11 protein-coding genes and 1 tRNA gene are annotated in these 14,351 nt (G+C 73.9%); 10 read left to right on the top strand and 2 right to left on the bottom strand.

The window, feature by feature from the left end:
- The first annotated feature begins 241 nt into the window (after positions 1-241).
- From HLA93_RS00880 to HLA93_RS00870, 3 genes are all read left to right on the top strand, one after another.
- Positions 242-1,342, top strand: coding sequence for a resuscitation-promoting factor (locus tag HLA93_RS00880; RefSeq protein WP_222192335.1), 1,101 nt, complete (start codon positions 242-244; stop codon positions 1,340-1,342).
- The gene (rsmA, locus tag HLA93_RS00875; RefSeq protein ID WP_222192334.1) at positions 1,309-2,205 is read left to right on the top strand and encodes a 16S rRNA (adenine(1518)-N(6)/adenine(1519)-N(6))-dimethyltransferase RsmA; all 897 of its coding nucleotides are present in this window, start codon (positions 1,309-1,311) and stop codon (positions 2,203-2,205) included. Before HLA93_RS00880 ends, rsmA begins: the two co-directional genes overlap by 34 nt.
- Positions 2,206-2,273: 68 nt before the next feature.
- Positions 2,274-3,242 carry a 4-(cytidine 5'-diphospho)-2-C-methyl-D-erythritol kinase gene (locus HLA93_RS00870; RefSeq protein ID WP_222192333.1) on the top strand — a complete coding sequence of 323 codons (969 nt, stop codon included), beginning with the start codon at positions 2,274-2,276 and terminating at the stop codon, positions 3,240-3,242.
- 24 nt (positions 3,243-3,266) lie between these two features.
- Here HLA93_RS00870 and HLA93_RS00865 read toward each other — a convergent pair whose 3' ends face one another.
- Positions 3,267-3,911 carry a TetR/AcrR family transcriptional regulator gene (locus HLA93_RS00865; protein ID WP_246625474.1) on the bottom strand — a complete coding sequence of 215 codons (645 nt, stop codon included), beginning with the start codon at positions 3,909-3,911 and terminating at the stop codon, positions 3,267-3,269.
- Between the two features lie 224 nt (positions 3,912-4,135).
- Between HLA93_RS00865 and HLA93_RS00860 the strand changes: the two genes are divergently transcribed.
- From HLA93_RS00860 to pth, 5 genes are all read left to right on the top strand, one after another.
- Positions 4,136-4,211 (top strand) — tRNA-Gln (locus HLA93_RS00860).
- A gap of 52 nt (positions 4,212-4,263) precedes the next feature.
- Positions 4,264-5,787 carry a bifunctional UDP-N-acetylglucosamine diphosphorylase/glucosamine-1-phosphate N-acetyltransferase GlmU gene (gene glmU, locus HLA93_RS00855; RefSeq protein ID WP_308127874.1) on the top strand — a complete coding sequence of 508 codons (1,524 nt, stop codon included), beginning with the start codon at positions 4,264-4,266 and terminating at the stop codon, positions 5,785-5,787.
- Positions 5,784-6,764 (top strand): ribose-phosphate diphosphokinase, encoded by a 981-nt coding sequence (locus tag HLA93_RS00850; protein WP_222192332.1) that lies wholly within the window; start codon positions 5,784-5,786, stop codon positions 6,762-6,764. Before glmU ends, HLA93_RS00850 begins: the two co-directional genes overlap by 4 nt.
- A gap of 434 nt (positions 6,765-7,198) precedes the next feature.
- Complete coding sequence (locus HLA93_RS00845; RefSeq protein WP_222192331.1) at positions 7,199-7,894, top strand: 50S ribosomal protein L25/general stress protein Ctc; 696 nt, start codon at positions 7,199-7,201, stop codon at positions 7,892-7,894.
- Positions 7,895-7,991: 97 nt separating this feature from the next.
- On the top strand, positions 7,992-8,579 hold the full coding sequence (gene pth, locus HLA93_RS00840; RefSeq protein ID WP_222192330.1) for an aminoacyl-tRNA hydrolase: 588 nt from the start codon (positions 7,992-7,994) through the stop codon (positions 8,577-8,579).
- Between the two features lie 27 nt (positions 8,580-8,606).
- On the opposite strand, the gene HLA93_RS00835 is transcribed toward pth, so the two are convergent.
- A complete protein-coding gene (locus HLA93_RS00835) occupies positions 8,607-9,407 on the bottom strand; it encodes a glycoside hydrolase family 16 protein (protein WP_222192329.1) in 801 nt (266 codons plus the stop codon).
- Positions 9,408-9,758: 351 nt separating this feature from the next.
- Between HLA93_RS00835 and mfd the strand changes: the two genes are divergently transcribed.
- Both mfd and HLA93_RS00825 read left to right on the top strand, forming a co-directional pair.
- The gene (gene mfd, locus HLA93_RS00830) at positions 9,759-13,304 is read left to right on the top strand and encodes a transcription-repair coupling factor (RefSeq protein WP_222192328.1); all 3,546 of its coding nucleotides are present in this window, start codon (positions 9,759-9,761) and stop codon (positions 13,302-13,304) included.
- Positions 13,305-13,365: 61 nt separating this feature from the next.
- Complete coding sequence (locus tag HLA93_RS00825; protein WP_222192327.1) at positions 13,366-14,349, top strand: peptidylprolyl isomerase; 984 nt, start codon at positions 13,366-13,368, stop codon at positions 14,347-14,349.
- Positions 14,350-14,351 lie beyond the last annotated feature (2 nt).

Raw genomic sequence — 14,351 nt, 5'->3', positions numbered from 1 at the left:
CGCACAGCTGAGTCGACATGTTGGTTTCCTGGCGGAGCACCGTTGTCTTCCGTTGGGCGTTCGTTATCGTGTCGTGACCGACCAGCCGGGGTGGGGAACACCCAGGCGGCCATCTGCCGGCCAGGGTGACCCCCGACCGGTGGCACCGTCGGGCGACACGAGACCGGGCGCCTCCCTCGGGTGGGGTCCGTCGGCTGCTGCCTGCGTTCCCCTGCCGGGCCCAGTGACCCGTGGATGTGTTGTGCGCCGATCGTTGAAGTTCAGTCTCTTCGCCCTGGTCCTGCTGGGCCTGGTGGGCGGCTCCGCCGCCTACCTCCTCGCCCAGAAGTCGGTGACCCTCACCATCGACGGCCAGGCCCGCGAGGTGAGCACCTACGCCGGGACCGCCGGTGAGGTGCTCGCCGACGAGGGGCTGACGCCGGCCACGCAGGACGTCGTCCTGCCGGCGCTGGACGCCCGGGTCGGCGACGGCGACACCATCGTGGTCAACCGCGCCCGCCCGCTCTCGCTGACCGTGGACGGCGTGCGCACCGACGTCTACACCACCGCGCTGTCGGTGGACGGCGCGCTGGCCGAGCTCGGCTACCGGGCCGAGGACCTGGTGCTGTCCACCAGCCGCAGCGAGCGTCTCCCGCTGGACGGCATGGAGCTGGCCATCACCACCAACAAGGACGTCACGCTGATCGCCGACGGTCAGCAGCGGGTGGTCACCACCGCCGCGGCCACCGCCGGCGACCTGCTGGCCGAACAGGGCATCGCCCTCTCGCCGACCGACCGCACCTCGCTCTACCCGCAGCAGCCGCTGCTGGACGCGATGGTCCTGCGGGTCACCCGCGTGCAGGTCAGCGACGTCACCGAGGTGCAGCCGGTCGACTACGAGACCGTGGAGACCCAGGACCCCGCGGCGTTCGAGGGCGAGCGCACGGTCACCTCGAAGGGCGTCGCGGGGGAGCGGACCGTCACCTGGCGGGTCACCGTCACCGACGGGGTCGAGACCGGCCGCGAGCAGTTGGGCAGCGTGGTGACCCAGGAGCCGGTGGCCGAGCAGGTCGCCGTCGGCACCAAGGAGAAGCCCGCCGCGCCGGCGGCCGTGGTCAGTGCCGACGGGCTGAACTGGGCTGCGCTGGCCAAGTGCGAGTCCGGTGGCCGGCCGAACGCGGTCAGCGGCACCGGCAAGTACCGCGGCATGTACCAGTTCTCCACGTCGACCTGGGCCGCGGTCGGTGGCTCCGGTGACCCGGCGGCCGCCTCGGCCGAGGAGCAGACGATGCGGGCCCAGATGCTGTACGCGCGATCCGGTGCCGGCCAGTGGCCGCACTGCGGGTCCCGCCTGTTCGGCTGAGCGGGACGCTGAGCACCGTCCCGGAGCAGTCCGACGGGCTGCTGGGCCCCGCGGCCATCCGCGAGCTGGCCCAGCAGCTCGACCTGCGCCCGACCAAGACCCTCGGCCAGAACTTCCTGCACGACGCGAACACCATCCGGCGGATCGTGCGCACCGCCGACCTGACCGAGGACGACGTCGTCCTGGAGGTCGGCCCCGGGCTGGGCTCGCTCACCCTGGGCCTGCTCGGGGCGTGCGCGCACGTCACCGCGGTCGAGATCGACCCGCGGCTGGCCGACCAGCTGCCGCACACCGTGGCCGCCCGGGCACCCCAGCTGGCCGGGCGGCTGACCGTGGTCACCGCCGACGCCCTGCGGGTCACCGAGCTCCCCGGGCCGCCGCCCACGGCCCTGGTCGCCAACCTGCCGTACAACATCGCCGTGCCGGTGCTGCTGCACCTGCTCGAGCTGCTGCCCTCGCTGCGCAGCGCGCTGGTGCTGGTGCAGGCCGAGGTCGCCGACCGGCTGGCCGCCGCCCCGGGCTCCCCGGCGTACGGGGTGCCCAGCGTCAAGGCGGCCTGGTACGCCGACGTCCGGCGGGCGGGCAACGTGCCCCGACCGGTGTTCTGGCCGGTGCCCAACGTCGACTCCGGGTTGGTCGCGCTGCGCCGCCGACCCGCCCCGCCCGGCGACCGGGCGGCGACCTTCGCGGTCATCGACGCCGCCTTCGCCACCCGGCGCAAGGGGCTGCGCGCAGCACTGGCCGGCTGGGCCGGCAGCCCGGCCGCGGCCGAGGCCCGGCTGCGGGCCGCCGGGATCGACCCCACCACCCGGGGCGAGCGGCTGTCGGTCACCGAGTTCGCCCGGCTCGCGGCCACCCCGTAGGTCGACGTCCGTCCCCGGTCCGCCGAGCCTGGGGACGGCGGCACGGCGGGCCGTGGCAGGGTGGGCGGATGCACCACGCGACCTCCGGTGGGCCGGGCCGGCTGGCCGGCAACGGCGCCGTCGTGGCCCGGGCGCCGGCGAAGGTCAACGTGCACCTGGGCGTCGGGCCGCTGCGTCCGGACGGCTTCCACGAGCTGCAGACGGTGTTCCTGGCCGTGTCGCTGTTCGACACCGTCACCGTGCGCCCGGCCGAGGGCCTGTCGCTGGCCGTCCGGGGCGAGGGCTCGGCGGCGTCGAACGGGCCGGCCAGCGTGCCAGCCGACCGGCGGAACCTCGTCTGGCAGGCCGCCGAGCTGCTGGCCCGGCACGCCGGGGTCACCGCCGACGCGCACCTGGAGGTGGACAAGTCCATCCCGGCCGCCGCCGGCCTGGCCGGGGGGAGCGCCGACGCCGCCGCGACCCTGGTGGCGCTCGACGCGCTCTGGGGCACCCGGGCCACCCGCGGCGACCTCGCCCGGCTGGGCGCGCAGCTGGGCAGCGACGTCCCGTTCAGCCTGCTGGGCGGCGTGGCGCTGGGCACCGGCCGAGGCGAGCAACTCTCCCCGGTGCTCGCCCGCCGGCGCTGGGACTGGGTGCTGGGCATCGCGGGCGAGGGGCTGTCGACCCCCACGGTCTACGCCGAGCTCGACGCGCTCCGGGCCGCCGGCAGCCTGCCGGACGGGGCGGACCTGGTCTCGCCCGAGCCGGTCATCGCGGCGCTGCGCAGCGGCCCCACGGAGGCGCTCGCGGCCGCGTTGGACAACGACCTGCAGGCGCCGGCCCTGCGGCTGCGCCCCGAACTGCGCCGGGCGCTGCAGGCCGCCACCGACGCGGGCGCGCCCGCGGCGCTGGTCAGCGGGTCCGGGCCGACGGTGGCCGCGCTCGCCGCGGACGAGGACGACGCGGACCGGCTGGCGGCGGAGCTGGCCGGTACCGGGGTCTTCCGGGACGTGCGTGCGGTGCACGGCCCGGTGCACGGCGCGCGCCTGGTGGGCTGACGGAGGCCGGGCGAGGGGTCGGGCTCAGGGCCGGCCGGCGAGGCCCGGCGACGGCTCGAGGTGGGACAGCCCGTGGTAGGCGAGGTTCACCAGATGGGCGGCGACCTCCCGCTTGTCCGGTGACCGGGTGTCCAGCCACCACTGGCCGACCAGCGCCACCATGCCGACCAGGGCCTGGCTGTACAGCTCGGCCAGCGCGGGGTCGTAGCCACGCAGCCGGAACTGGTCGCCCAGGACGTGCTCGACCTTGCTGGCCACCTCGCTGATCAGCGAGGAGAACCCGCCGTCGGTGCCGGCGACGGGGGAGTCGCGCACCAGCACCCGGAAGCCGTCGGCCTCCTCCTCGATGTAGTCCAGCAGCACCAGTGCGGCGCGCTCCAGCAGTTCCCGGGGGTGGCCGCTCATGGACAGGGCGGAGGTGAACCGGTCCAGCAGCCGCTGCATCTCCCGGTCCACGACGACGGCGTAGAGCCCCTCCTTGCCGCCGAAGTGCTCGTAGACCACCGGTTTGGAGACGTCGGCGCGGGCGGCGATCTCCTCGATCGAGGTGGCCTCGTAGCCGCGCTGGGCGAACAGCTCGCGGCCGACGTCCAGCAGCTGCCGGCGGCGCTGGGCCCCGGTCATCCGCACCCGTGGCCGGCCGGCGCCGGGGTCGGCGGGGGTGCTCATGCGGCCATCGTCCCCTGCCGGTGCGCCCGGGTGCTGCGGGGTGCGGGCCGGCGACGTCCGGGCCCGGCGGTCCAGGGCCCTCGTCCGGGTGGTCTCGGGCGGGCCCACCGCCGGTGCTGGGTGCCCGACGGCGAGCCCGGCCCTAGGCTCTGGGGGTCCGCCGGTCCGCCGGCGGGACCACCGCAGCCGCACCGTCCGGGGACGTCCCGGTGGGCGGCCGGCGATGGGGGATGGGGTAATCGGCAGCCCGCCGGCCTTTGGAGCCGGGAAGTCTCGGTTCGAGTCCGAGTCCCCCAGCCAGCCCGGCGGGCGGCACCGCGCCCACCCGCTGCACGTCGTCCCGAGGAGATCCGTGAGCCAGCAGGACAACCCCACCAGCGTCGGCGCCGTCGTCGTCCTCGCGGCCGGCCAGGGCACCCGGATGCGCTCGCGCACCCCCAAGGTGCTCCACGAGATCGGTGGCCGCAGCCTCCTCGGCCACGTGCTCGCCGCGGCCGAGCCGCTCGGCGCCGCGCAGACCGTGGTCGTGGTCGGCTCCGGCCGGGACGCGGTAGAGGAGCACCTGACCCGGATCGCGCCCAGCGCGCTGCCGGTGGTGCAGGAGGAGCAGAACGGGTCCGGGCACGCGGCGGCCGTGGCGCTCGACGCACTGGCCGAGGTGACCGGCGCGGTGCTCATCGTCAACGGTGACGCACCCCTGCTGCGGGCCGAGACGCTGACCCGGCTGGTGGCCGCGCACGGACAGGCCGGTGACGTGCTCACCGTCCTCACCGCGGAGGTCGCCGACCCCACCGGGCTCGGCCGGATCGTCCGGGACGCCGGCGGCGCCGTGCTCGCCATCGTCGAGGAGAAGGACGCCGACGAGGCCCAGCGGGCGATCACCGAGGTCAACGCCGGGGTGTACGTCGGCGACGCCGCCGCCGTGCGGGAGGCGCTCACCCGCGTCGGTTCGGGCAACCAGCAGGGCGAGCAGTACCTGACCGACGTCCTGGGCCTGCTCGTCGCGGACGGACGGCAGGTCGGCGGGCACCGCGCCGACGACGCCGACGACACCCTCGGCTGCAACGACCAGCGCGAGCTCGCCGCCCGTCGCCGCACGATGAACGACCGGGTCCTCGACGACCTGATGCGGGCCGGCGTGGTCGTGGTCGACCCGCTCACCACCTGGGTCGACGTGACAGCCGAGGTCGCCGCGGAGGCGGTGCTGCACCCGGGCACCCAGCTGCTGGGCGCCACCACCGTCGCCGCCGGTGCGGTGGTCGGCCCGGACAGCACGCTGGTCGACTGCGAGGTCGGGGAGGGCGCCTCCGTCGTCCGGTCGCACTGCCAGCTCGCAGTGGTCGGCCCGGCGGCGACCGTCGGCCCGTTCAGCTACCTCCGGCCGGGCACGCAGCTGGCCCGCGGCGCGAAGGTCGGCGCGTACGTCGAGACCAAGAACGTCCAGGTCGGCGAGGGCTCGAAGGTGCCGCACCTGTCGTACGTGGGCGACGCGACCATCGGGCGGGAGAGCAACATCGGCGCCGCCACCGTGTTCGTCAACTACGACGGGGTCGACAAGCACCACACCACCATCGGCGACCACGTGCGGGTCGGTTCCGACACGATGCTCGTGGCGCCGGTCACGGTCGGCGACGGTGCCTACACCGCGGCCGGATCGGTGATCACCACCGACGTGCCGCCCGGGGCGATGGGCGTCGCCCGGGCCCGGCAGCGGAATGTGGCAGGCTGGGTCGGACGACGGCGTCCAGGGACGCCCGCAGCCCAGGCTGCAGCAGCCGCCGGTGGTGCGGCCGCCGACCCCGCGACCGACACTGGGAAAGCGGGGTCCACGAGCCGGTCCACGGCCACGGACGACGAACAGCAGGGACGACGATGAGCGTGATCCGGCAGACCACCAACAAGAGCCTGATGCTCTTCTCGGGGCGCGCGTACCCCGAGCTGGCGACCGAGATCGCCGGGCACCTGGGCGTGACCCCCACCCCGACCGCCGCCTACGAGTTCGCCAACGGTGAGCTGTTCGTGCGGTTCGAGGAGTCGGTACGCGGCTCCGACGCCTTCGTCGTGCAGAGCCACACCGCCCCGATCAACACCTGGCTGATGGAACAGCTGATCATGGTCGACGCGCTCAAGCGCGCCTCCGCGAAGCGGATCACCGTGGTCGCCCCGTTCTTCCCCTACGCCCGGCAGGACAAGAAGCACCGCGGCCGCGAGCCGATCTCCGCCCGGCTGGTCGCCGACATGTTCAAGACCGCCGGCGCCGACCGGCTGATGACCGTCGACCTGCACACCGCGCAGATCCAGGGCTTCTTCGACGGCCCCGTCGACCACCTCTTCGCCATGGACCTCCTCATCGAGGAGGTCAAGCGCAAGTGGGGGCACTGCGACCTCACCGTCGTCTCGCCCGACTCCGGCCGCGTCCGGGTCTCCGAGCGCTGGAGCGACAAGCTCGGCGGCACCCCGCTGGCCTTCATCCACAAGACCCGGGACGTCAGCCGCCCCAACGAGGTCGTCGCCAACCGCGTCGTCGGCGAGGTCGAGGGCCGGGTCTGCATCCTGGTCGACGACATGATCGACACCGGCGGCACCATCTCCAAGGCCGCCGAGACCCTGTTCGACGCCGGTGCGGCCGACGTGATCATCGCCGCCACGCACGGCGTGCTCTCCGGCCCGGCCGTGGACCGGCTCAAGAACAGCCGGGTCAGCGAGGTCATCGTCACCAACACGCTGCCCATCGAGCCGGCCCGCCAGTTCGACAAGCTCACCGTCCTCTCGATCGCCCCGCTGCTCGGCCGGGCGATCAAGGAGGTCTTCGAGGACGGCAGCGTGACCAGCCTGTTCGGCGGGGCGAGCTAACTGGCGATCCTCCGGATCGCACCGCGGTCAGGAGCCGTTCCCCCGTTGAGCTAAGCCGTTCCCCGCGGCGTCGGCAGGGACCCTGCGGGCCCCGTGCCGGCGTCGCGGACGGACCCGGCCGTGGTCCCGGACGGGAGCCTCCGGCCCCGCGTCCGGGACCACGGACGCCCTTCGGGCGGACGGGTCCGGGGGTTCCCCCCGCTGGTGGCGCTGGCTTCCTCCGCTGGGTGCCGCCTGGCCCTTCCACTAGAGGACGTAGGTCGCTGCCGCCCCTGGCCGTCGGGCGGGGTGTGATTGTCAGGTAGGGTGGGCGAGTTGCCCGGCGAGGGAGCGGTTCTCCGACTCCGTGATCGACGTGCGTGTGCCTCCAGGGGTGTGCCGCGGTCGAGTGCCGCGCACACAGACCCGATCCACCTGTTGAGGAGCACACCACCGTGGCCGACTTCCGCCTCGTCGCCGAGCCCCGCACCGAGTTCGGCAAGGGCAGCGCCCGCCGCACCCGCCGGGCCGGGCGCGTCCCCGCTGTCATGTACGGACACGGCCAGGACGTCGTCCACCTGTCCGTGCCGGCCCTCGAGTTCGCCGCGGTGCTGCGCAACGGCGGCACCAACGCGCTGATCACCGTCACCCTGGACGGCAAGGACCAGCTCGTGCTGATCAAGGCCGTGCAGCGCGACCCGCTGACCCGCGTGCACGAGCACGTCGACCTGGTGGCCGTCCGCCGCGGCGAGAAGGTCACCGTCGACGTCCCCGTGGTCATCGTCGGCGACCCGGCGCCGGACACGATCAGCAACCACCAGCTGAACACCGTGTCCCTCGAGGCCGACGCCACCAACCTGCCCGAGTCGATCGAGGTCGACATCACCGGCCGCACCGCCGGCAACGGCGTCACCGCCGGCGACCTGCCGCTCCCGGCCGGGGCCACCCTGATCACCGACCCGGAGGCGCTGGTCATCGGCTTCCTGGGTGCGCCGTCCGCCGCCGAGCTCGAGGCCGAGCTGGAGGAGGCCGAGGCCGAGGCCGGCATCGAGCGCGACGAGTCCGACTCCGACGGCGACGTCGTCCCGGAGCCGCAGGACCAGGGCAGCGGCGAGTCGATGGACTCCGCCGAGAAGTCCAGCGACGCCTGATCCCGGCGAACCCCGGAGCAGGACTCTGAACGAGAGCACGACCCGCAGGGGCGCCGGCGCTGCCGGCGCCCCTGCGGCGTCTCCTGAGCCCGCCCCCGTGTCCGAGGGGCCGTTCCTGGTCGTCGGGCTGGGGAACCCCGGCCCCGGCTACGCCGGCAACCGGCACAACGTCGGCGCGATGGTGCTGGCCGAGCTCGCCTCGCGGGCCGGCGTACGACTGTCCGCGGGCAAGGGCCCCCGGGCCCGGGCGCTGTCCGGGGAGGGCCGGCTCGCCGGCCGCCGGGTGGTGCTGGCGCAGCCGCTCACCTACATGAACGAGTCCGGCGGCCCGGTGCGCGGGCTGCTCGACTACCACCACCTGCCGGCCACCGACCTGGTCGTGGTGCACGACGAGCTGGACATCGCCTTCGAGGCCGTCCGGCTCAAGCGCGGTGGGGGAGAGGGCGGCCACAACGGCCTGCGGTCCATCTCCCGGTCCACCGGCACCAAGGACTACCTGCGGGTGCGCGTGGGCATCGGCCGGCCGCCCGGCCGCCAGGACCCGGCCGACTTCGTGCTGAAGGACTTCTCCGCCACCGAGCGGAAGACCCTCGACCTGCTCGTCGCCGAGGCCGCCGACGCCACGGAGCTGCTCCTGGAACGGGGCCTGGAGGCGGCGCAGAACGTCGTGCACCCCCGCAGCTGAGTCGCTGGATCGCCGACCGGCGAAGGGTCAGTCCGTGGAAGCCAGCCCGGTGTAGGACCAAGCACGCACATAGTCGATCTGCACGTTGCCGGCCACCGATGCGGCGGGGTCACCGGCCTCGGTCTGCATGGACCAGTACATCGGCACGGTGGGGATCGACCCTGGGTCGGTGTTCCGGTACTCGACGCCGTCGAGGATGAACGTCACCGAATCGGGGCGCCACTCGATGACTGCGGTGTGCCAGTCGAGGGTGGACTGATCCGTCGTGACAGTCCAACCGTGATTGCCCTCGTCGACGTTGACGCGGTGCGAAAAGCCCTCGATGACGTCACCCGGGTCCAGTCCGGCCTCAGGGAAGTCGATCTCTCCGTTGAGCCAGTTGTCGTCGGCGGGCCACAACAACCAAGCGATCTTGTACCCCGGGACCGGGTCCGTCCGAAACCGGACCTCGTATCGCCCGTACGTCTGGACGTGGGGCACCGGCGTGATGGAGACGACCAGAGCCTCGCCGTCCTCGGTGTGCAGGTGCTCGTTGAGGATGCCGTCGCTGACCGTGACGACCCGGCTGCTGTCGTACAGGCCGGGTCCTTCGGTGTCGTACCACCCGTCGTACGAGGCCCAGCCCGGGTAGACGTCGGCGAACTCGCCCAGGGCCGCCGGCTCGTCGAAGTCCTGGTCGATCAGGGGCGTCCACTCGGGTACCGGTGCCGGGTCGGTCGACGGTGAGGCGGTCGGCGTCGTCGGTCCGGTCACGGGAGCGGCGGGTCCCGCGGTCTGGCCGGTGGGCTCCGCACCCTGGCCGGTGGCCACACCGACCGACAGCACCACCCCTGCCAGGCTCAGTGCGACCCACGGGAGCCTGCGGAGCACAGCCGAGGACGGCCCTCGACGTCGGGACACCGTCGATCGGTGCTGCCCAGCGTGCACGGTTCCCCCAGTCATCCCTCTCATCGTCGTAGGAGCCCTCGTGGTGGGCGCCACGCAGCGTGAGGCAGTCACCCTTACGGGTCGGTGGACCACCCAGCTGGGGAGCTCGGCGTCGCTCTCGAGGCACTCGACGGTCCGGCGTGCGAGCAGCGAAGTCGGTCTAACCTTGGCAGCCGGCCCCCGCGCGCACCCGGCGCGCGCTCCGCCCACTGGCGGACGAGGTGCGGCCACCAGGAACCAGGAGTGACCCCCGTGAGCTTGCGCGGCGTGCTCGACGTCGTCCTGACCGACGCCGACGTGGCCTCGGTGGTGCAGAAGGCCGGCACCACCGAGCTGGCGGTCACCGCACCGCCGTCGGTCCAGCCGCTGGTCGCCGCGGCGCTCGCGGCGCCCGCCCCGGGCGCTGGGGTGCCGGTGCTCGTCGTGACGGCGGGGGAGCGGGACGCCGACGGGCTGGCCGCGGTGCTGCGCTGCTTCGTCCCCGACAGGCGGGTGGAGGTCTTCCCCGCCTGGGAGACGCTGCCGCACGAGCGGCTCAGCCCGCGCGCGGACACCGTCGGCCGCCGGCTGGCCGTGCTGCGCGACCTGACCCACCCCGGGGAGAACGGCGCGGTCGACGTGCTGGTCGCCCCGGTGCGCAGCGTGCTGCAGCCGCTGGCCCCGGGCCTGGGCGACCTGGTGCCCGTGGAGCTGGCGCCCGGGCAGGCCGCGGAGCTGGACGCGATCGCCCAGGCGCTCTCCGACGCCGCCTACACCCGGGTCGAGCTGGTCGAGAAGCGCGGGGAGTTCGCCGTCCGCGGTGGTCTGCTCGACGTCTTCCCGCCGACCGAGCCGCACCCGGTCCGCGTCGAGTTCTGGGGCGACGAGGTCGACGAGCTGCGGTACTTCTCCGCCGCCGACCAGCGCTCGCTGGACGAGCGGCCCGAGCGGCTCTGGGCGCCGCCGTGCCGGGAGCTGCTGCTCACCGACGACGTCCGGGCCCGGGCCGCGCAGCTGGCCGTCGACCACCCGGAGCTGGCCGAGGTGGCGGGCAAGCTGGCCGAGGGCATCGCCGTCGAGGGCATGGAGTCGCTCATCCCGGCGCTCATCGGGGGTGAGCAGATGCAGTTGCTCACCGACCTGGTCGCGGCGGGCACGCACGTGCTGGTCTGCGACCCGGAGCGGGTGCGCAGCCGCGCTGCGGACCTGGTCCGCACCGCCGAGGAGTTCCTCGCCGCGTCCTGGCAGACGGCGGCCGAGGTGGGCCAGGCGCCGATCGACCTGGGCGCCTCCTCCTTCCAGGACCTCGCCGATGTCGAGTCCGCGGCCCGCGGCCGCGGACTGCCCTGGTGGACGACGGGCGCCTTCACCCTCTCCCCGGACGACGACGAGCAGCACGTCACGCTGGACGCCACCGGGGTCGAGCGCTTCCACGGCGACCAGCCCCGGGCGATCGAGCAGCTGCGCAGCTGGACCCGGGAGGGCTGGCGGGTCGCGCTGACCTTCGCCGGCCCCGGCCCCGCGCAGCGCGCCGCCGACCAGCTCACCGAGGCCGACCTGGGCGCCCGCCTGGTGCCCGGCATCGAGGCCGCCCCCGAGGCCGGCGCGCCGTTCGTCACCCAGGGCAACCTGGACGCCGGCTTCGCCTTCCCCGGGGTCGGGCTGGCGCTGGTGACCGAGGGCGACCTCACCGGCCAGCGCGGCACCTCGATGAAGGACGCCACCAAGATGCCGGCCCGGCGGCGCAACGCCGTCGACCTGGTGCAGCTGCAGCCCGGCGACCTGGTGGTGCACGAGCAGCACGGCATCGGCCGGTACGTGGAGATGGTCAGCCGCACCGTGCACGGCGGGCAGCGCGACTACCTGATCGTCGAGTACGCGCCGGGCAAGCGGAACCAGCCGCCGGACCGGCTGTTCGTGCCCACGGACTCCCTGGACCAGCTCACCCGCTACGTCGGCGGGGAGGCCCCGGCGCTGTCCAAGCTGGGCGGCGCGGACTGGACCAAGACCAAGAACCAGGCGCGCAAGGCGGTCAAGCAGATCGCCGCGGAGCTCATCCGGCTGTACTCGGCGCGGATGGCGACCAAGGGGCACGCCTTCGGCCCGGACACCGTCTGGCAGCGGGAGCTGGAGGACGCCTTCCCCTTCCAGGAGACCCCCGACCAGCTCGCCGCCATCGACGAGGTCAAGGCGGACATGATGAACCCGGTTCCGATGGACCGGATCATCTGCGGCGACGTGGGCTACGGGAAGACCGAGATCGCCGTGCGCGCGGCGTTCAAGGCGGTGCAGGACGGCAAGCAGGTCGCCGTCCTGGTGCCGACCACGCTGCTCGCCAACCAGCACTTCAAGACCTTCGCCGAGCGGTTCGCCCAGTTCCCGGTGACCGTCGCGGTGCTGTCCCGGTTCCAGTCGACGGCCGAGTCGAACGAGACGCTGCGCAAGCTGGCCGACGGGGAGATCGACGTCCTCGTCGGCACCCATCGGCTGCTCCAGCCGACCACCCGGTTCAAGGAGCTGGGCCTGGTCATCGTCGACGAAGAGCAGCGCTTCGGCGTCGAGCACAAGGAGTACCTGAAGACGATGCGGACGGCGGTCGACGTGCTGTCGATGTCCGCGACGCCGATCCCGCGCACGCTGGAGATGAGCCTGACCGGCATCCGGGAGATGTCGACGATCCTCACCCCGCCCGAGGAGCGGCACCCGGTGCTCACCTACGTGGGCGCCTGGGACGACAAGCAGATGGCCGCCGCGATCCGCCGCGAGCTGCTCCGCGACGGCCAGGTCTTCGTGATCCACAACCGGGTCCAGTCGATCGACAAGGCGGCGGCGAAGATCCGCGCCCTGGTGCCCGAGGCCCGGGTGGCGGTGGGCCACGGCCAGATGAAGGAGCACGAGCTCGAGAAGATCATGGTCGGCTTCTGGGAGAAGGAGTACGACGTCCTGGTCGCCACCACGATCGTCGAGTCCGGGCTGGACATCCCCAACGCGAACACCCTGATCGTCGACCGGGCCGACACCTTCGGTCTCTCCCAGCTGCACCAGATCCGCGGCCGGGTCGGCCGTGGCCGGGAACGCGCCTACGCCTACTTCACCTACGACCCGTCCCGGCCGCTGACCGAGACCTCGGTCGACCGGCTGACCACCATCGCGCACAACACCGACCTCGGGGCCGGCATGGCCGTGGCGATGAAGGACCTGGAGATCCGCGGGTCGGGCAACCTGCTCGGCGGCGAGCAGTCCGGGCACATCGCCGGGGTCGGCTTCGACCTCTACGTCCGGCTGGTCGGCGAGGCGGTCAGCGACTACCGGGCGCAGGCGACCGGTGAGTCCCCGGCGGTGGAGCCGGCCGAGGTCCGGGTCGACCTGCCGGTCGACGCGCACCTGCCGCACGACTACGTCCCCGGCGAGCGGCTGCGGATGGAGGCCTACCGCAAGGTCGCCTCCGTGCAGGACGACGACCAGGCGCAGGCGGTGCTCGACGAGCTCACCGACCGCTACGGCCCGGCGCCGGCCCCGGTGCTCAACCTGCTGGCCGTCGCGCGGTTCCGGGCGGCGATGCGGGCACTGGGCGTCACCGAGGTCTCGATGCAGGGCCGCAACGTCCGGGTCGGCCCGGTGGAGCTGCGGGAGAGCCAGGTCATGAAGCTGTCCCGGCTCGCCGAGGGGGCCACCTACAAGGAGGCGGTCCGCACGGTGTCGATCAAGGTGCCGGTCGGCCCGGACCGGCGCACCCCGCTGCGGGACGTCGCCCTGCTGGAGAAGCTGCACGTGCTGCTGTCGGCGGTCCTGGAACAGCCGGTGGCAGTCGCCTCCTGACGGAGGCCGGCCGCACCCGGTGTGCGACACGGGTCACACCGGGTGTGGCACGCTCGCGCCCGTGTCGCGCCGCAGAGTGCTCGTCGTCCTGCTCGTGGGTGCCGTCGGCCTCGGCGGCCTGACCGGCTGCCGCACCGCGCCGTCGGTGGCCGCCTACGTGGGTGAGACGCAGGTCAGCGTCGCCGAGCTGGACGACGCGGTCGCCACCCGGCTCGCCGACCCCGACATCGCCGCCTTCGTCGGGGAGGACGAGGCGGCGTTCACCCGGCAGGTCCTCTCCCTCCGGGTGACCGAGGCGGTGCACGCCGCCGCTGCCCGGCGCCTGGACGTCGAGGTGACCGACGCGCAGGTGCGGGACCGGATCGAGCAGCTGCTGGACGGCAGCGACCCGGCCGCGGTGTTCGCGCAGGTGGCGCAGCAGCAGGGGGCCAGCGAGGCCGACGTGGTGGAGAACGTGCGCCAGCAGCTGATCCGGCAGCGTCTCGCGGCGGCCGCCGGGGAGGCGGACCTGTCCGAGGAGGGCCTGCGGGCGCGCTTCGAGCAGGTGCGGGGGAGCCTGGGCCAGGTGGAGCTCGGCCTGGTGACGGTGCCCGACCAGGTCGCCGCCGACGCGGCACTGGCCCAGCTCACCGCCGACCCGGCCGCCTACCCGGCGGTCGCGGCGCAGTACGCGGGGCCGAACACGCTGCCGCAGATCGAGCCCCGGTCACCGGCCGACCTGCCCGAGGTGCTCGCCGCCGAGATCACCCGCACCGCCCCCGGCCAGGGCTTCACCGTGGCGGTGCCCCAGGCCGGCGGGGTGGTGGTGGGCTTCGTGCGAGCGGTGGCCCAGCCGACGTTCGACGAGGTGCGCGACCAGCTGGCCGAGCAGGCGCTGGCCGAGGCCGACGCGGTGGGCCAGCAGCTGGTGTCCGCCGTCCGCGACGACCTGGACGTCGTGGTCAACCCGCGCTACGGCGAGCTGACCGAGGGGCAGGTCGTGCCCGCCGACGGCGGTGTGGTGCAGCTGCTGGCCGACGTGGGTGGCGCGTCTGCCGGAGACTGAGC

The sequence above is a fragment of the Modestobacter italicus genome, from assembly GCF_019799965.1.
Taxonomy (GTDB): Bacteria; Actinomycetota; Actinomycetes; order Mycobacteriales; family Geodermatophilaceae; genus Modestobacter; species Modestobacter italicus_A.
This window is presented reverse-complemented; position numbering and strand designations above follow the sequence as displayed.

Bases quoted from the DNA above. Each gene is read 5' to 3' on its own strand.
- HLA93_RS00870 (WP_222192333.1), top strand. From the start codon at position 2,274: ATGCACCACGCGACCTCCGGTGGGCCGGGCCGGCTGGCCGGCAACGGC.
- HLA93_RS00865 (WP_246625474.1), bottom strand. From the start codon at position 3,911: ATGAGCACCCCCGCCGACCCCGGCGCCGGCCGGCCACGGGTGCGGATG.
- HLA93_RS00850 (WP_222192332.1), top strand. From the start codon at position 5,784: ATGAGCGTGATCCGGCAGACCACCAACAAGAGCCTGATGCTCTTCTCG.